We start from the raw sequence: 18,682 nt of genomic DNA on the forward strand, positions 1-18,682 counted from the left end.
TTTATGATTATTTCAGTTTCAGGTCAACATATTTCTATCGGTAATAATTTACAAGAATATTCAAAAGAGAGGGCTACGCAAGTCGTTAAAAAATATTTTACCGATATAATAAATATAGATATACATTTTTCAAAAGAAGGCATTAACTTTAAATGTGATATTATAGTAAAATATGGCTCCGGTAAACATAATATAGTCAAAAGTAATGATAGTTGTAGCGATATATATGTAGCTTTTGATAAAGCTATGTCAAAACTAGAAAAACAGCTTAGAAAATATAAATCAAAATTCAAAAATCATCATACGGGTAAAGTAAAAATATCAGAAATTGCTTACGAAGGTACCAAATATATTATTAATCCGCAATCTGATAGTGAAACCTCTAACGCCGAAGATAATGATAATCCAGCAATTATCGCTGAAAAGCCTGTAGAAATATTAAAATTATCAGTAAAAGAAGCGGTAATGAAAATGGATTTAGAAGATTTACCTGCAGTAGTATTTAAAAATATAAATAATGATCGTATCAATATAGTTTATTATCGTAAAGACGGTAATATTTCTTGGGTAGATTATAATTAATGCTCATTATCCCTTACAAAGGAGTTACGCCAAGAATCGATAAAAGTGCATATATTGCCGAAAGCAGCTCTTTAATAGGAGATGTTGAAATAGGTAGTAATTCAAGCATTTGGTTTAATACGGTTCTTAGAGGCGACGTTGAATCGATAAAAATAGGAAATAATACTAACATACAAGACGGTAGTGTAATTCATGCTTCAAGGTTTAACGGACCGGTAGAAATAGGCGATAATATAACTATCGGTCACCTCTCTCTTATTCATGCCTGTACAATACATAATAATGCTTTTATTGCTGCAGGCAGTCTTATCCTGCCAAAGAAGATAATTAAATCTCAAGAATTATGGATGGGATCCCCTGCAAAATTTGTTAGATATTTAACCGATCAAGATTTAGAATATATGCAAGATAATGTAAGACATTATGTAGAACTTGCAAATGTTTATAAGATACTCGTTTAATTTGAAAAATTGGCGTCGTCTATCTACTTTTTACGTATCAAGAGTATATAAGGAATCCTTAAATGCCTTAACCGTATTTTTAAGTAAAAACGCAATAGTCATCGGTCCGATGCCGCCTGGGACGGGAGTAATATATTGTACTTTAGACTGAACATTTTCAAAATCAACATCACCGATAATTTTATTGCTGCTAATTCTATTAATGCCTACATCAATTACTATAGATTCAGGATTAAAATATTCTGCAGTTAATTTTAAAGGTGAGCCTATTGCAGCAACGACAATATCGGCTTTAGAAGTAATAGAGCGTAAATTGTGTGTCTTAGAATGACAAATAGTAACGCTGCAATTTTCTTTTAACAGTAAAGCACTTAAAGGTTTGCCTACTATATTTGAGCGTCCAATAATTACAACGTTTTTACCGGTTAAATTATGTTCGTATTTTTTTATAGCTGCAAGACAACCAAGAGCAGTGCAGGGAATAAAGCCTTGACTAATTCCGCTATGTAAGTAACCGACATTTAAAGGGTGGAAACCATCGATATCTTTAGAAGGTGATACTGCCGATAAAATTTTATTTTTATCTATGGAGCTTGGCAAAGGAAGCTGAACTATAATTCCTGAAATCTCGTTATCAAGGTTTAACTCATTGATTTTTGATATTAAATCATTAGTATGAATAGTAGAAGATAGATTTATTAATAAAGTATAAATTCCTATTTTATGTGCATTTTTTATTTTGTTTCTTACATAAATCATGCTTGCCGGATTATCGCCTACTAGGACTATAGCAAGCTTCGGTGAAGCGTTGGTTTGGCTTGTAAGTTCTTGAACTTCTAGCTTTAAGTCTGCTAGTATCTCATTGGCTAATGCTTTACCGTCAATTATATTATTCACTCTTATTTTTGTCTCCGTTCAGTTTTAACGTCATTGCAAGGACATTACGTAAGTAATTGACGAAGCAATCTCAGGAGTTTGTTATTGTTTCATGAGATTGTCATGCTCTCTACGGTTGCTCGCAATGACGATCTCTTTATTTAGTCACGCTCTTACTTCTTTTCCCCGTATTTTTGGTAGTAGAATACTCAAAATGTAGAGCCTTGCCGTCAAATACTCTACTATAAGCATGATGAAGACTGCTTGCCGCTTCAGCAAAACCCGTAAGAATCAACTTAAGCTTACCAACATAATGAGCAATATCGCCAATGGCGTAAATACCTTCTATATTAGTTTGATAATAGGAAGAGTCTACTTCAATATGGTGAAGCTTAACATTTAAACCCCAATTTGCTAAGCTACCTAAATCTTGTTTTAAACCAAAAAAAGGTAGTAATATATTGGCATCCAATTTGCGAGTATTATTTTGTAAATCTTTAACTATAACCGATTGAAGCTCACTATTATTACCATCTAAAGCATTTAATTGATAACCGGTTATTAACTCGATTTTATCGGTTTCTGCAATATGCCTTAATTGCCTTACGCTTTCAGGAGCTGCCGTAAATTTATCCCGCCTATGTACTAAATATATTTTATTTGCAATATCTGAAAGAGAAAGAGCCCAGTCAACAGCCGAATCCCCGCCGCCTGCTATAACTATATTTTTACCCGCAAATTTGCTTTTATCATTGATGAAATAAAAAACTGACTTGCTTTCAAAATCTTCAATATTCGCAAGGGGCGGTTTGTTTGGACCGAATGAACCTGCTCCTGCTGCAATAATAATAACTTTGCTTTTAATAAGAGTGTTTTTTGAGGTTTTAATTTCAAAAAAATCATCTTGTTTATTTAGCTCTATAGCTTGCTGATTTAAATGATATATAGGGTTAAAAGGAGCTGCTTGAAGTTCTAACTGTTTTATTAGCTCTTCTGCTGCAATTTTAGGATATGCCGGTATATCGTAAATAGGCTTTTCAGGATATAGGGTAATACACTGACCGCCGATAACTTCTTGTGCATCAATAACATGACACTTCATGCCAAGCATTCCTGCTTGAAAAACTGCAAATAATCCAACCGGACCGGCACCTATTATTACAACATCAGTATTATACATACTTTTTATATTTAAATTTTAAAAAGGATTTTATTGGATATTGAGGAAATAATCAATGGTTATGTGAGTATATTTATAGAAATCCAACACTTTCGCAGGGGGATTTTTAAAAACTGTCGGATATTATACTAGACGAGATGCATTTAAAGGTTGTGCTGCATTCCACTTTGCTTCTACGGGTTCTAATATATCCGCTTTTATCTCGGCTTTGTTTTGTAGCATACCGAATAATGAGATTTTTTTAGTATTTATAGGTAATATTTGTGCTACTTCCCTATCGCTTTTGGTAATTATAATAGATTCTTTATCTGTTTATAATTTTTCTATATAAAGAATCTATTTATAGCTAATTTGGGTTATATTCATTATATTTTAATGCAAAAAATAAAATTTAAAGAAAAACCAAAACAAATTCTGTGGGGAAAATATCATCATATTTAATAACCATTTCTTAAACTAACCTTGTAAAATCGTTAAACTTTGTAAAAGATTAATAATAGAAATTAATTATTTGTATAATAAATTATGAAAATTAAGATTCTACGAAATATTATCGGTTTTATTATCTTAGCTATAAGTACGGGCAATAGTTTTGCCTCCTCCGCTAATGCTTTTTTCCTTGTTAGTGCGATGGTTTTATCGTCTTGTATAGTTCGGCTACTCCTTTAGCTTTCGGTACGTATGTTCCAACTGTCGATGCTCTGCAAACAAAATTATAATAAAGTTGTACTTTAGGGACTAATTATACTGTTTCATTAAATGCCGGTACTGCACCTGCTGCTACAACTAGTACCCGTAAAATGACTGGTCTTGTTAACACTAATAGTTATTTACCTTATAATCTTTACTCCAATGCAGGGAGAACGCAGAATTGGGGAAATCAATCAAGTGACTGGGTAATGGGAACAGGACTAGATCAAACGCTCACAATATATGGCAAAATACCTCAAGGAGCAAATGTTCCTTCCGATACTTATAATGATACAATTACAATAATCGTGGCATATTGATATAAATATTTTTTAAGATTTCTACCTATCCTATCTATATTCTTGACTTTTAATTCTTTTGCCAGTGCCACTATCGTACCTGTCAATATATAGTAATAGAATAGCAACTATGACGGTGCAAAATAATGATTATGCACCTAAAAAGTTTCAATTAATTCGTTTAAAGCGTACATATACAGAGAAGAATATAAAGAAACTAAAGATTGAGTGGCAACTCCGGTAACATTTACCTTACATGATGGTAAAATACAATTGATACGGGTAGCTTTAAAAAACACACAGAATTATTCTACTACAAGCAAAAGATTATAGAATTTTTATAAAAGAATTACCTCGTAGAGTAAAGTTAGAGAATAGTGTTACCTCCACCGTAGATCTTGTTGTTCAGCATAGTATACCTATAACAATATCAGGTTAAAAATCTTTAAAACTAAATAAATTAAAGCAATGTGCTTTTTAAATACAATAATAATATCGGTTTTTATAGGTATTATTTTTTTATACCGGTGAGAGTTTTGCAGGTGGAGTTATCTCTGAATCTCGTGGCGATACTTCACCTTGAATCGCAGCGGATACAAACGTACATGATGAGGATCAGGAGTTAGGGTTATTGTCCCAATTACCTCTAGCAGTAGAATTTGAGAATAGCGCTAATGAAATTGCTGGTGAGAGTGAATTGATGGTTTCGTTAGAAGTTAATTATACCGAAACCGATATATTGCCGACTATATATAGTGCAAAACGCTCAAGGTCATTATTTAATTCCTCTTGAAGATATAGAACATTTTGATGTTCAAGAAGATTATCTTAAGCAGGGTTTAGTGAATTATCATGATACTGCATATATTAATTTAGATTTGCTTGAGGGTACTAAATATGATTTAAACTTTGAGAATTTAGATTTAAATATTACTTTTCCAGCAGAAAAATTCAACCTCAATCATTTGATGCTTCAGGTGGTCCTATGAAGAACGTCGATACTAAACTTATTAGTGGGGTATATTTAAACTATGATGTGACTCTTAGTCCAAATGATGATATTAATTATTTAGCCGGAGTAGAGGAACTCAATTATTTCACTGAACACGGTGTATAGTGATAGTTTCTTATTTCAAACTGAAGCCGTTAAATCAAATTTTTCTAAAATCACAAATACCACAAAAAACCAAAGTAAATTTACACGTTTAGACACAAATTGGACATATGAGAATGTGGATAAGATGACTATTGGTGGGTAGGGGGTAATAGCATAACTAAAGTGTCTTCTTAGTCTAATTCAACTAGACTTGCCGGTATTCAGTATGCTACTAATTTTGCAGTTAAACCGCATTTAGTTACCTATCCGTTACTGGATTTTAGAGGGCAATCAGAACTTCCAAGCAGTATAGAGATATTTTCAAATAGTATACTATATATAATGCTAAAGCTCATATGGGGGATTTTGATATAACCAATATTCCGGTGGTTATCACCGGTAGAGGTGATTTAATAGTTAAAACGCAAGATATAACCGGTAAAGTTTAGACAATTACTATTCCTTATTACGCATCACCGAGCTTATTACGTCCCGGGCTTTCACATTTCTCTTACGAAGCAGGTTTTCAAAGACAAGATTTTACTATATATAGCAGTGCTTATAAATATTTAGTTCTAAATACTTATTATATGCTTGGTATGAATGATTATTTAACAAGCGGCGGACATTTTGAATTTTTAAAAAATAATGGAGCAGTAGGGGTAATAATTTAAAAATCGGAAATTTATTATAGGCATTTCAGCTGCAAGTAATATCAAAAATTTCGGTCGCTGTCAAAGAATTAATTGCGGCTATACTTATGAATCAGAATATTTTGATATTAATAGTAATTTAGATTGGAATAATAGTAATTATCAGGACGTATATAACGATCCCGATAAAATTTTCTCAAGTTTAAATTATCAGATTTCAGCTAGTTGCGGTAATACCGATTTTGGTAATATAAGTGTTAATTTTTTGTCTTTTGTTGTAAATAACACAATGCAAAAAGGTAAACGCTCAAATATATTATCATCAACTTATCAAAGAAATATTACTAAAAAAGGTTTCTTAAGTTTTACTATAGGTACCGATTTAAACAGTAAACGTAAAAATAATTTTGCCTATATACCATTTAACTTAAATTTAGATTCCAATAAAAGCATTTCATTGACCGATTTATATCAAAATAAATATCATACAAAGCAACTTGGTGTTTCCTCGCCGATTACTTCAAATATGGGATGGGGATATAATGCTAACCTGATCAAAGCTAAAGTTACAAATTACAATGTACAAGTTAACCGTAACGGTAAAAATAATGATATTGGAGTTTATCTGCAGAAAAATGATACCGAAATAATGAAACAGTTTAATATCAAAGGAGGAATTTTCTCTATTGATAAAAGCTATTATGAGACAAGACCGATTAACGGATGTCTTGCTTCGATTAAAGTAAATAGTTTAAAGAATGTCGGGGTTTATAATAATAGCGGGTGATACCGATGATAAAGGTAAAATGCTTGTACCTAAACTTAACACCGTATGTTCCGACGATGAAAATCTACCTCTTAATACAGAGTTTGAAGAAATTGCTTTGAAAGTTGCTCCAAGAACAAAATCAGCGGTATTATTAGACTTTAATATTAAAATAATTAAAAGCATTGAAATGACAGTATTTGATAGTAAGTGAGTATTGAAGGTTTAGATGAAGAAATATTTGTAGGCTATGACGGTAAGATATATATTAAAGATCTTGAAGTATTAAACGGTTCTATTTGTGACGAGAATGAGGAGAATAATAAATGCTGTCATTTTAGCGTACCGGTTAATAGAGATTTCAATGACCCTGTAATTGATTTAGGCGAAGCAATATGCAAATGAAGACTTTATTGTTACTCCTGTGTGGACTAAAAATGCTCCGTTGTCATACCGTGGCTTGACCACCACGGTATGACAAATCCTTTTTAAGCAATGTCAAGAAATCAATAATAATATTATTAATCAACATGATTATGTCAGGAAATGCTATGGCGTTACTTGCAACATGTAATCCGTCAGTTCCAACCGTAAATTTCGGTAGTTTTAATGTCGGTGCCATTAGCACAACTTCCGTTACTGCTTCAGTTACTTGTGGTGCTTTATTATCACTACTTGTTAGCTATACCGTAACTTTTAGTACGGGAGCTGCTAATATTTATAACCCAAAAAATATGATTAATGGGGTACGTAAGCTGAATTATAATTTGTATAAAGATGCCGGTGTTACTCAAATCCTCGGTAACGGTACTAGTAGTACTGTAACATTTACCGATAGCTATACACTAGGTCTTGAACCGGTCACAAAAAACTATACCGTATATGCACGTCTGCCGTCACAACCTCTTGCTACTGCCGGCACGTTTCAAGACACTATTACCGTAACCCAGCCATGGCTATATAATAAAAAATCTTTAAAATCAAAATTCTTCAGCCTAGGTTCTAACTTTGTTGCTTGCATGGATTGACTCCTAGGGTGCTAGACATTGCTGTCCAGTATTATGAAGCTGTATTTTTATTATAATATCAAAAACAATTTAAGTTTTATATTACTATAACTACATTTAGTATTTTGTAGTTACTTAATATTTTTAACTTAAATAAAGGTCGAATTTATGCAAAATGAAGAACAACACAATCCACCAACTCCAAAATATGGTCGAATAATATTCCCGCTTTACACAATGGGAAAAGTTTGTGTAGATAAGAAGCTAATAGATGAAGAGTGAAACTTAACGAATTTGAAACAGGGAAAGGGAGTGATGAGCGTTTTGGAAATGATGTCGCAGGGGAACTGCTACCGCTAGATGGGCATATTCTTAATGGTGGGCGTACAGATGATACAGATTGGGTAAATGCTACTAATGAAGAAATAAGAGCGGAATTAAAAGATCCAACGTTTAACTGGATAAACTATACCATTAGAAGGTGAGAAAAAACTTACAATAGAATGGGATTATACTGTATCACATAAAACTTGCGGTTATATAGTGCAAATAACAAAAGCAGAGTTTACTTTTGAAAATAGACTGAAACACGATGATTTAGAAGAAATTTATAGTGAACTTTCTGATAAATTTCCTTACTGGGATCATACATTAGTTCCTTCTAAAATGATTGAAGTAACTTTTCCAGATAGAGAGCCAGGATATTATGTTGTAGAAGTTGATTGGATAGTAGCCGACACACCACGTTTGTTGAATCGTTTATTGTTGAATATAAGGATGAGGCTACACCAATAGGTCTCTTAATACGAATGATGGAGAATGTATTTAACGTTATTCCCGTATAGATAAGGTCTTGTTGCATGGATCGGTTTTCTTTCTGTTACGCTGTGACTTGATCGTGAGATGACATAGATGGAATCGATCCTTAAACTTATGTCTACGCGAAAATGCAACCGGGAACCACGCAATGTTGCCTTACTTCCGCGGGATAAGACTGTTTGTGCCTTAAGAAAGTATAATATTTGTACAAACTATTCTATATAGTAATCAAGAGTGATTTGTGTCAAGTCAAAAATCTAAAAAAAATAAATATTTATATTGAATAAATTATTATTCTCGTGTCTACTTAAGTGAAGATTCTATACACTGAATATGGTGTCATTTTTTCAAAATAAGCATTATAAATCCTACAACCCCATTAGTACCTATAATGAACACGTTTAAAAAAAATAAATTTCAAATTACTATCAACAACAACCATAACAATTTACTTACTCCTTTCGGTAAAGCTATTCTGCGAGATCGATATCTTATGAAAGGTGAGGATTTTCAAGATTTATTTGCAAGAGTTTCTAGTTATTATGCCGAAAATAAACAGCATGCTCAGAAGTTATATGAATATATGAGTAAAATGTGGTTTATGCCAGCAACACCAATCTTAAGTAACGGCGGAACGGATAGGGGACTTCCTATTTCATGCTTCTTGAATGAGACCGATGATAGCTTAGACGATATAGTAAATTTATGGACAGAAAATGTTTGGCTTGCTGCACGTGGTGGCGGGATTGGCAGTTATTGGGGTAATGTTCGTGCTATTAATGAAGAGATTCGTGATAAAGGTCATTCATCTGGTATTATACCGTTTATTAAAGTAATGGATTCTATGACTCTTGCTATTTCGCAAGGTTCTATTAGACGAGGTTCATCGGCTGTATATTTGCCTATTAATCACCCTGAAATTGAAGAATTTATCGATATAAGACGTCCGACAGGTGGGGATGTTAACCGTAAAGCTCTTAATATTCATCACGGTATAGCTATAACCGATGAATTTATGAAAGCAGTTGAAAACAATACGGATTTTGACCTTGTTAGTCCTGCTACCAAAAAAGTCGTAAATAAAGTTAGAGCAAGAGATTTATGGGTTAAGTTATTAACTACTAGAATAGAAACAGGTGAGCCTTACTTGTTATTTATCGATAGTGTTAATAAATCTATCCCTGAGCATCATAAAAAATTAGGGCTTCAAGTTAAAATGTCTAATCTTTGTAGCGAAATTACATTGCCGACGGGAATTGACCATCTAGGAAAGTCAAGAACTGCTGTTTGCTGCCTTTCCTCTTTAAATTTAGAGTATTACGAAGAGTGGAAAGACGATAAAGAATTTATCCATTCTATTATGTTGTTCCTTGATAATGTTTTAGAAGACTTTATTAATAAAGCACCGGATACTATGGCAAGAGCTAAATATTCGGCTTTACGTGAGCGAAGCGTTGGACTTGGCGTAATGGGCTTCCACTCATTTTTGCAAATGAAAAAAGTACCAATAGAATCGGTTATGGCAAAAGTTTGGAATAAAAAAATATTTGAATATATATCTGCTGAAACTGATAAAGCCTCAATAGAAATCGGTAAAGAAAAAGGAGCATGTCCTGATGCTCTAGATGCAGGAAGTAATGAACGATTTAGCAATAAAACCGCAATAGCACCTACCGCCTCAATTTCGGTAATAGCAGGTAATGCCTCACCCGGAATAGAGCCGTTTGCCGCTAATAGCTTTGTACAAAAGACTTTAACCGGTTCTTTTAACGTGCGTAACAAACATTTAGAAAAGTTATTAGAGGAGAAAGGATTTAATAATGATCAAGTTTGGTCTTCGATTGCAACACATGAAGGATCAGTACAACATTTAACATTTTTATCCGAAGAAGAAAAACAGGTTTTCAAAACCGCTTACGAAATTGATCAGAATTGGCTAATTGAACTGGCAAGCGATCGTACTCCTTACATTACGCAAGCACAATCTTTAAACATCTTTTTACCGGGGAATGTTAGTAAGAAATATTTAAATAATATTCATTTTAAAGCCTGGACAAAAGGAGTAAAAAGTTTATATTACTGTAGATCGACATCAATACAGCGAGCTGATAAGGTCTCGCATGACGTATTAAAGGCCGATTTTAAAGATTTAGAGGAACAAAACGATAAGTTAGCAGAAGCCGGTAACTACGAAGAATGCTTAGCTTGTCAGTAAGTATAACTATGCAAAGATATTTAGACCCAACAAATGATGTAGCATTTAAAAAATTGTTTACGGATAAAACAAGGTGACTAGGCTTTCTCAACATATTATGAGGTTACCTGAAGAGTTAAGGATTATCAATCTTGAATATATTTCAAACGAACAAGCGCCAGATTTAGGGCAGAATAAAAGGAGTATAGTAGACGTAAACGAGATAACTCCGGCAATATTTATATTGTTGAGATGCAAAACGGCTATGCCGATGCTTCTTTAGCAAGAGTACCATTTTACAGTTGTATAGCATTTTCTTCGCAATTAAAAAGAGGAAAAGAATATGTTGATCTAGCTCCTGTAGTAATGGTAGTAATTATTTCTGGATTTCAGGCATTGCCCGAGGAAAAAGAATGTATTAGCTATCATCAAACTATTAATGTCGGCAACGGTAAGCATCAACTTAAATGCTTGCGTATTTGTTGAATTAGAAAAATTTACCAAAGAAGCAGATGAGTTAGAAAGCTTAGAAGATGATTGGTTATATATGATAGCTAAATTCGATAGAGCAAAAGAACCCCCGCAACATACAAAAGATGAAAATAGCATTATCAGTTTATAAAACTATTGAATAATTTAACTGGAGCGAAGCAGAATATGATAATTATATTAAAGCGATACTTGCTACTCAAACGGAAGAGTTAAATCAAAAAAGTAAATATAATGAGGGGAAAGCTGAGGGTATTGAAATTGGAGAAACTAGAAGAAATACAGAAATAGCAAAAGAAATGTTAGCGGATAATGAGCCGATAGAGAAAATAATTAAATATACTAAACTTTCAAAAGAAGAAATAGAAAAATTATGTCACTACTTGATGCAAGTCCAATTTATAAACCGTTTTCATATCCATGGGCATATGAAGCTTGGCACACTCAACAAAAAATTCATTGGCTACCGGAAGAAGTACCGCTTGCCGACGATGTTAAAGATTGGAAATATAACTTAACTCCAGGGGAAAAACATCTATTAACGCAAATATTTCGTTTTTTTACACAGGCAGATATTGAAGTGAATAATTGCTATATGAAGCATTATTCACGAGTATTTAAACCGACTGAAATATTAATGATGTTATCAGCATTTTCTAATATGGAAACGGTACATATCGCGGCATATTCACATTTACTTGATACGGTAGGTATGCCGGAAGTAGAATATTCAGCATTTCTTAAATATAAGGAAATGAAAGACAAGTATGATTATATGCAGCAATTCGGAGTGGATGCCAAAGAAGATATAGCAACTACACTCGCAGTATTTGGAGCTTTTACTGAAGGATTACAGCTATTTGCTTCTTTTGCGATCATGCTTAATTTCCCTCGTTTTAATAAAATGAAAGGTATGGGACAGATTATTGCTTGGTCAGTGCGTGATGAAACACTTCATACTAACTCAATTATTACTCTGTTTAAGACTTTTGTAAGAGAAAACCCTGAAGTTTGGACAGAAACTTTACGTAAACGTATTTATGAAGCTTGTACGACTATTGTGCATTTTGAAGATGCCTTTATTGAACTTGCTTTTGAAGTTGGCGGTATTGAGGGATTAACGGCATATGAAGTAAGACAATATATTCGTTATATTGCCGACCGTCGTTTAATGCAGCTAGGACTCAAAGATGTATATTTGGTAAATCATAACCCCATTCCTTGGCTTGATGAAATGCTAAACGGAGTCGAACATACGAACTTTTTTGAAAATAGATCAACTGAATACTCAAAAGCAGCGACTACCGGTTCATGGGAAGAAGTATTCACTGAGATGGACGCCACAGCGGAGGCTAAATAAACTCAGATAGCAGTTATGCTGAACATGTTGTGTTGAAGATACATATTAACAACAACAATAACAAAAAATTAAAAATACCTGATCTTTATTTTTAAAAATTTTTTAAAATAGATTTAGAATATTTAAACATTGCGAGTGATTTTATGGTTGTTATAAATAATAAACACTATCAAAAAGTTGTAGAAAAATTTTTATCTTCTTCTAAAGCTAATAAAGTACTAAAGAGTGCAATTCAGGACTTATCATCTTCAAAGAGTATAAGCTTAAGAACGATATTACTCGGAGCAAGACTTATTTTAACTAATCCTGTAAATACTTATAATCTTGTTAAGCTTGCTAACTCTTCTAAGATATATCTTGATCCGGAATTTCAAAAATCACTTCTTAAAAAATCTCCAATATGGGAATTTTTAAAAAAACATTCGGATGATTTGCCTAAAATAGGTCAAATCTTAGCAAATGTGGGCTTTAGAGAATTTCAAGATAAGAGTGCTTTAGATAAAAAGGGACTCGAAATACTAAAAGAATGTTTTAAAAATGAACAAGTACTTAAAAAACTTCAAGAAATTGCAGTTGAAGTAAAGCAAGAGCTACCGGACTGGAATAAAGTGACTTCTAGAACTTTAGATATGCTGGTTACCGATAAAAACTTCCAAAAATTCTTTAACGAAAAGAGTGAAGATATTACGAAATACATACGTACAGGAGCAACTGAAATACTTCCAAGCGATTATATAAAAACTTTTGATGATATATTACAAAAACCCGAAAAGAAAAATTTATTAAAAATATTTAATGAACATACTAATTTTAAGCAAGAACTGGCTAAAAATATAAACAATCCTAATACTCTAAAAAGATTTAATAAGTTATCTCCTGAAAAACAAATAATTATTGAAAATTTCTTAGAAGAAGCAAAAGAACAAGCTAAACCTTTCTTAAAAGAACATTTTGAAACCTACAAAATTGATCTTAAAATTTTAGATATTATTCCTACTTTATTAAATAAAATGCCTGAGACAAAAGAGATTTTTGATACTCTTAATGCTCCAAATCAAGGTGTAATGATATCTCTTGAGAAATCCTTAGCAATGGTAGCTGGTGATGATAAATTAAAAAATTTTTTTGCTAATAATAAAACAATCTTACCAAATATTGCTTTAGGTATTATTGAAAATACTCCTAGCGTACAAAGCGTAACAAAAGAATATAATTTTGATAAACAAATGCTTAGTATTGTAGGCGAAATTATGTCAAAACCGGAAGTTGCTCATGAGATTATTGCAGACTTAAATAAAGGCGATTATATGAGTTTAACCGGTAATATAATCTCCGCCCTTAATGATCCTTCATTTAAATTAAAAGATATATTAGTAGAGCAAAATAAAGAAGGTCTATTTGATAATTTAATTACAGGAGTTTTAGAACAAGATGCAAAAAATAGCCAAACTATAAAACAACAACTTATAAATTATGGTCTGGAAGCGAGTGATGTTACAAAGCTAACGAGCATAATGCCTATATTACTTGATAAATCTGAATCATTAAAAAAGGTTTTTCGAGATTTTATTCAAGGTGATTATACGGGAATGGCAAAAGAGTTAATAGCTTTAACTACAGACAATCCTGAAATTAAAAAATATTTAAACAATAATAGAGAAATATTTGCAAGTATTTTAGATAAAACTTTATTAGAAATACCAGGTATAAATAACCTTGATAAGAAAGAATTATATAATGTACTTCCATCAATGTTAAACCATCCTAATGAATTAGTTAAAGTTATAGAAGAGGTTGAAAAAAGTAACTATCGTGAGGCTGCTAGTGCTATATATAATCTAGCTCAAAAAACAAATTATTTGGAAGGGCAATTGCCGAATATTATAAAAGCAGGTTTTAGCTATGCTACTGAAAAACTAAAAGACGTATTTAGTCCATCACAAGATTTTAAAGATAAAACTATAGATGCAATTACTCTTAGAAATAATTTACATAAAATACAAAATGGAAAATTCAGCTTAGAAGGAGCTATATTAGTAGGTGATTTATCTAATATCGACTTCTCAGGCGTATCATTAAAAAATGCAGATTTAACTAAAGTCACTTCTTTAAAAGATTGTAATTTTAAAAATATTAATTTAGCAGAGGCTAAATTACCTGATAATTTAATGCTACTTACTGATACTTACAATCTTGATAAGGCTATCCCTCCTTTAGTACCTAAACTAATTAAAGAACAACAAGCAAAATTAATTGATAAGGCAATTGATAAAGTATTTTTACAAATACAAGCTGAAGGAAAAAGAAATGTACTTAGTAAAAAAAATTTTGCTCAACAAGTAAAAAGATTATATGAAGAAAATCAAACGATTAAAGACTATATTATAGAAAAACTAAATTCACTACCTATGAATATGGTTACTAATCTAGCTACTCCTAGAACAAATCAATATAAACATATTACAAATCATGTAAATTCTCCATTACAAATATTGAACCCTTTATATGAAAATATTGCAAATAAACAAAATATTAAGAGTAATTTATTGGCAAATATTTTAAGCGAGAAAATATCACAAAAACTTTTTGATAAAGGTGATAATAGAGGTGAAGATTTTTACATGATGAATCAGATGCTAAAACCTATCGTTTCTGAATATTCTAAAGAAAATCCTGATAATATAAATAATTTTTTAGAGCCAAAAAATCTCGAAAAGTTAGCAAGTAATATTGCCTCTACTTTATATTCTAAATCTAAATATACTGGGGTAGGTACTATTACCGGTGGAATTTATTTACCAAAAGAAATCTTCAATGAACAGTTAAAAGATAACCTTAAAAATGAGTTCGAAAATATTAATAAATTAAATGTTTTAAAAGAAGCAAAAAATATAGTTTCAAATTTAGATAGTAAAGTGCATGTAGTAGATAATCACGATAAATCACATACTTACGCATCATCACCTACAAAAAGTAAACAAATACACAGATAACTACATAAATCTTAGATCAAATTGATTTAATTACCATATTATGTAATATAAATTAAAATATTTAAGTAGTGCTTAATTTATTTCTTTGAATCAATTTTAGGATAATTTAATGTTTATGTAATTAAATATATTTCATTATTTTTACGGCAGTTACAAATTCCATTAAAGATATTAAATTAAAGAATTTTAATAAAACTGTTAAAAGGACATTATCTTCTACTGATGCAGAAAGGCATTGATAAGCTTTATTTATGACCTTGCATCTCCAAAGAAAAAATATTACCAGTTAGTATAGGAGCATTATTAAAAGGTGCGAAGTTTGCCTTCACTAATCCCGTAAATAGTTATAATCTTGTTAAACTTGCAAGCTCCTCTGATATATATCTTGATTCAAAGTTTCAAAAATCTGTTCTTGAAAAATCTGAAATATAGGATTTTCTAAAAAAGCATGCCGATGATTTACCAAAAATAGGACAAATCTTAGCAAAAGCAGGTTTTAGAGAATTTCAAGATAAGAGTGCTTTAGATGAAAAGGGACTCGAAATACTAAAAGAATGTTTTAAAAATGATGCTGTACTTAAAAGCCTTCAAAAAATTGCACTTGAGATAAAGCAAGAAGTACCGGACTATAATAAAGTAACTTCTAAAACATTAGGAATGTTATCCACGGATAAAAATTGCTGAAAATTTTTTAATGAAAAAGGTAACGATATTGCGAATTACATAACTGAAATACTTCCAAGTGACTATATAAAAGCTTTTGATGATATATTACAAAAACCTCAAAGTAAATGACACATATGCAAAAGTTATAAAAATATTTAATGAACATCCTGAGTTTAAACAAGAGCTGGCTGAAAATATAAACAATCCTAATGCTCTAAAAAGGTTTAATAAATTATCTCCTGAAAAATAAATAATTATAGAAGGTTTCTTAATAGAAACTAAAGAACAAGCTAAACCTTTCTTAAAAGAATATTTTGAAAGCTATAAAGTTGATGTAGATACTATTCCTACTTTATTAAATAAAATGCCTGAAACAACAGAGATTTTTGATACTCTGAATGCAAATCAAGGAGTAATGGTGGCTCGTGAGAAATCTTTAGAAATGGTAGCGGGTGACGATAAATTAAAAAGTTTTTTTGCTGATAATAAAACAGTCTTACCAGATATTGCCGCAGCTATTATTGAAAATACTCCAAATATACAAAGCATAACGCAAGAATATAATTTCTATAAACAAATGCTTAGTATATAGTAGGTGAAGTTATGTCAAAACCGGAATTGCACATGCTATTATTATAGATATAAATAAAGGCGATGATATGACCGTAACAAGCCGTGCAATTACTGCTTTTAACAGAACCTTCATATTTAAGTTAAAATATATTAGTAGAGCAAAGTAAAGAGGGTTTATTCGATAATTTAATTAAAGGCATTTTAGAGCAAGATGAAAAAAATAGCCAAACTATAAACAGCAGCTTGAAAATTATGGACTAGAAACAAAAGATACTACAAAACTTACGAATGTAATGCCTATATTACTTGATAATCCTGAATAATTAAAAAAGGTTTTTGATGGATTTGTTAAAGGTGATTATACGGGAATAGCTAAAGAATTGGTAATGTTAACTAAAGATAATCCCGAGATCAAAAAATATTTAAACGATAATAAGGAAATATTTACAGGTATTTTAGATAAAACTTTAAAAGATGTACCCGGTATAAATAAGCTCGATAAGAAAGAATTATATAGTATACTAACACCTATGCTCAATCAACCGGATAAGCTGATTCCAATCTTAGAAAATATTGAAAATAAAAAATATATTAATGTTGCTACTAGTATAGGTAGTTTAGTTTGGAAAGAAGGACAAGCACTGAATATTATTAAACAAATACTAATAGTAAGATTAATATTGTAGGACCTAAGACAAATACACTTTCCATTACTCCTATTTCCAATAATAAAAAGAAAGAAGCAATACGTAGATAAGCTATATAGTTTTAAAAGGGTTTTTTAAAGTTTGAGTAAATTCTTCTTGGTTAGCATATTCCAATGTGATTTTATCTTGTATCTGATTTTTAAACCAAGTAACTTGTCTTTTAGCATACTGACGGGTTCGTATTTGAGCTGCATTTAAAGCCTCATCTAAAGTGAGATTGCCGTTTAAATAAGCTAAAATTTCTTTTATCCCTACAGCTTTCAAATTCGTATAATCTTTAGGAGCAAATTGCTTTTTTATTAAAGCTATTTCGTCAATTGCCCCTTCCTTAAATATCTTATCTAAACGCTCATCACATGTTTTATATAAAAACTTTCGCTCAGGATTTAAGAAAATAATTTTGAAATTAAAATCAGATAAGATTTGTTCTTTTGGCAAAGTTTGAAAAGAAAAAATAGATTTACCGGTTTGCATGAATACTTCATAAGCTCTAATTAAACGCTGAGTATCATTTTGGTTTATTTTAGAAGCAGCAAGCGGGTCAAACTTCTCTAATTTACCCCATAATTCTATATTGCCTATTTTAACATGTAAATTTCTTACCTGTTCTTGTAAATCTTCTGATATATCAGGAATATTATTATAGCCAAAAACTAAAGAATTAATATATAAACCCGTTCCACCTATTAATATAGGCAGCTTACCCCTGTCGGTTATTTCTTTTATTTTTTCTGTCGCAAGTTTTAGATATTTTATTACCGAGAAATCTTCTGTCATTGATAAGAAGTTATATAAATGATACAAGATTTCAGTTTTGTAGCTTTTTGGAGGGGAGGCGGTAATAATAGGAATTTCCTTATAAACCTGCATTGAGTCGATATTGATGATTTCGCCGTTATAAGCTTTAGCCAGTTCATGACCTAAATAAGACTTCCCGCTAGCAGTCGGCCCGCATAATATAATTATACTCTTCTGCTTTGAAGAATTGTTTCTGCAAAACTTCGGATCACCTATTAAATATAGGCTGTGTGTACTCGCTCCTCGTTTTACATTCCCATTCTCCAAATCATTTGAGTATATTTCTTTCTTTGTCACTTGTTTAACTAATAAATACAAACTGTATCGTCGTCATTGCAAGCCAGCATTTATGCTGGCGTGGCAAGCTCAGGAGTTTTTTGATATTATCTTATGAGATTGCCGCGTCGTTGCTAACGCAACTCCTCGCAATGACGGAAAAACCTATCCATGTAACAATGCCTAGCAGGAATGAC

At 31.5% G+C, this 18,682-nt stretch carries 18 protein-coding genes and 5 pseudogenes; 20 read left to right on the top strand and 3 right to left on the bottom strand.

What is annotated here, in order from left to right:
- Positions 1-3: 3 nt before the first annotated feature.
- The gene (gene hpf / locus WSW_RS0101440) at positions 4-582 is read left to right on the top strand and encodes a ribosome hibernation-promoting factor, HPF/YfiA family (RefSeq protein ID WP_016916788.1); all 579 of its coding nucleotides are present in this window, start codon (positions 4-6) and stop codon (positions 580-582) included.
- Complete coding sequence (locus WSW_RS0101445) at positions 582-1,043, top strand: gamma carbonic anhydrase family protein (RefSeq protein WP_016916789.1); 462 nt, start codon at positions 582-584, stop codon at positions 1,041-1,043. The genes hpf and WSW_RS0101445 overlap by 1 nt, the downstream gene beginning before the upstream one ends.
- Before the next feature lie 30 nt (positions 1,044-1,073).
- Here WSW_RS0101445 and folD read toward each other — a convergent pair whose 3' ends face one another.
- Together folD and WSW_RS0101455 are read right to left on the bottom strand one after the other, a co-directional pair.
- Complete coding sequence (folD, locus tag WSW_RS0101450; RefSeq protein ID WP_016916790.1) at positions 1,074-1,940, bottom strand: bifunctional methylenetetrahydrofolate dehydrogenase/methenyltetrahydrofolate cyclohydrolase FolD; 867 nt, start codon at positions 1,938-1,940, stop codon at positions 1,074-1,076.
- Positions 1,941-2,092: 152 nt separating this feature from the next.
- Positions 2,093-3,099, bottom strand: a pseudogene (locus WSW_RS0101455) (NAD(P)/FAD-dependent oxidoreductase).
- A 782-nt stretch (positions 3,100-3,881) separates the two neighbouring features.
- Here WSW_RS0101455 and WSW_RS1000000112685 point away from each other — a divergent pair.
- The 18 genes and pseudogenes from WSW_RS1000000112685 to WSW_RS1000000112710 form a co-directional block, all read left to right on the top strand.
- A pseudogene (locus WSW_RS1000000112685) lies at positions 3,882-4,109 on the top strand (spore coat protein U domain-containing protein); the annotation flags it as partial.
- Positions 4,110-4,218: 109 nt separating this feature from the next.
- Positions 4,219-4,527, top strand: a pseudogene (locus tag WSW_RS1000000113795) (fimbria/pilus periplasmic chaperone).
- Positions 4,528-4,719: 192 nt separating this feature from the next.
- Positions 4,720-4,881 carry a hypothetical protein gene (locus WSW_RS1000000112690; RefSeq protein ID WP_238528425.1) on the top strand — a complete coding sequence of 54 codons (162 nt, stop codon included), beginning with the start codon at positions 4,720-4,722 and terminating at the stop codon, positions 4,879-4,881.
- On the top strand, positions 4,844-5,077 hold the full coding sequence (locus tag WSW_RS1000000109085) for a hypothetical protein (protein WP_016916794.1): 234 nt from the start codon (positions 4,844-4,846) through the stop codon (positions 5,075-5,077). The genes WSW_RS1000000112690 and WSW_RS1000000109085 overlap by 38 nt, the downstream gene beginning before the upstream one ends.
- Complete coding sequence (locus WSW_RS0101475) at positions 5,074-5,205, top strand: hypothetical protein (protein WP_012150834.1); 132 nt, start codon at positions 5,074-5,076, stop codon at positions 5,203-5,205. Before WSW_RS1000000109085 ends, WSW_RS0101475 begins: the two co-directional genes overlap by 4 nt.
- Positions 5,206-6,102: 897 nt before the next feature.
- The gene (locus WSW_RS1000000112695) at positions 6,103-6,624 is read left to right on the top strand and encodes a hypothetical protein (RefSeq protein ID WP_016916797.1); all 522 of its coding nucleotides are present in this window, start codon (positions 6,103-6,105) and stop codon (positions 6,622-6,624) included.
- Positions 6,596-6,817 (top strand): hypothetical protein, encoded by a 222-nt coding sequence (locus tag WSW_RS0101505; RefSeq protein ID WP_016916798.1) that lies wholly within the window; start codon positions 6,596-6,598, stop codon positions 6,815-6,817. Before WSW_RS1000000112695 ends, WSW_RS0101505 begins: the two co-directional genes overlap by 29 nt.
- Positions 6,814-7,008, top strand: a complete 195-nt coding sequence (locus WSW_RS0101510; protein WP_016916799.1) for a hypothetical protein — start codon at positions 6,814-6,816, stop codon at positions 7,006-7,008. The genes WSW_RS0101505 and WSW_RS0101510 overlap by 4 nt, the downstream gene beginning before the upstream one ends.
- 125 nt (positions 7,009-7,133) lie before the next feature.
- Positions 7,134-7,631 (top strand): spore coat protein U domain-containing protein, encoded by a 498-nt coding sequence (locus tag WSW_RS0101515; RefSeq protein ID WP_016916800.1) that lies wholly within the window; start codon positions 7,134-7,136, stop codon positions 7,629-7,631.
- Between the two features lie 147 nt (positions 7,632-7,778).
- A pseudogene (locus tag WSW_RS1000000109095) lies at positions 7,779-8,095 on the top strand (chitin-binding protein).
- Positions 8,096-8,150: 55 nt separating this feature from the next.
- Positions 8,151-8,405: a chitin-binding protein gene (locus WSW_RS0101525; protein WP_338000709.1), complete on the top strand. Its 255-nt coding sequence runs from the start codon at positions 8,151-8,153 to the stop codon at positions 8,403-8,405.
- Positions 8,406-8,820: 415 nt separating this feature from the next.
- Entirely contained in the window at positions 8,821-10,644 is a 1,824-nt protein-coding gene (locus WSW_RS0101530) for a ribonucleoside-diphosphate reductase subunit alpha (RefSeq protein ID WP_016916802.1), read from the top strand.
- 97 nt (positions 10,645-10,741) lie between these two features.
- Positions 10,742-10,906: a hypothetical protein gene (locus tag WSW_RS1000000112700; RefSeq protein ID WP_238528455.1), complete on the top strand. Its 165-nt coding sequence runs from the start codon at positions 10,742-10,744 to the stop codon at positions 10,904-10,906.
- Positions 10,876-11,109 (top strand): Rpn family recombination-promoting nuclease/putative transposase, encoded by a 234-nt coding sequence (locus WSW_RS1000000112705; protein WP_238528428.1) that lies wholly within the window; start codon positions 10,876-10,878, stop codon positions 11,107-11,109. Before WSW_RS1000000112700 ends, WSW_RS1000000112705 begins: the two co-directional genes overlap by 31 nt.
- Entirely contained in the window at positions 11,063-11,245 is a 183-nt protein-coding gene (locus WSW_RS1000000112265; RefSeq protein ID WP_016916803.1) for a hypothetical protein, read from the top strand. The genes WSW_RS1000000112705 and WSW_RS1000000112265 overlap by 47 nt, the downstream gene beginning before the upstream one ends.
- A gap of 240 nt (positions 11,246-11,485) precedes the next feature.
- Positions 11,486-12,472, top strand: coding sequence for a ribonucleotide-diphosphate reductase subunit beta (locus tag WSW_RS0101545; RefSeq protein ID WP_016916804.1), 987 nt, complete (start codon positions 11,486-11,488; stop codon positions 12,470-12,472).
- 143 nt (positions 12,473-12,615) lie between these two features.
- A complete protein-coding gene (locus WSW_RS0101550; RefSeq protein WP_016916805.1) occupies positions 12,616-15,465 on the top strand; it encodes a pentapeptide repeat-containing protein in 2,850 nt (949 codons plus the stop codon).
- Positions 15,466-15,626: 161 nt separating this feature from the next.
- Positions 15,627-17,360, top strand: a pseudogene (locus WSW_RS1000000112710) (pentapeptide repeat-containing protein); the annotation flags it as partial.
- 102 nt (positions 17,361-17,462) lie between these two features.
- Here the strand turns inward: WSW_RS1000000112710 and miaA are convergent.
- Positions 17,463-18,506, bottom strand: a complete 1,044-nt coding sequence (miaA, locus tag WSW_RS0101570; protein WP_238528430.1) for a tRNA (adenosine(37)-N6)-dimethylallyltransferase MiaA — start codon at positions 18,504-18,506, stop codon at positions 17,463-17,465.
- Positions 18,507-18,682 lie beyond the last annotated feature (176 nt).

Source organism: Rickettsia honei RB (assembly GCF_000263055.1).
In the GTDB taxonomy this organism is placed as follows: domain Bacteria; phylum Pseudomonadota; class Alphaproteobacteria; order Rickettsiales; family Rickettsiaceae; genus Rickettsia; species Rickettsia rickettsii.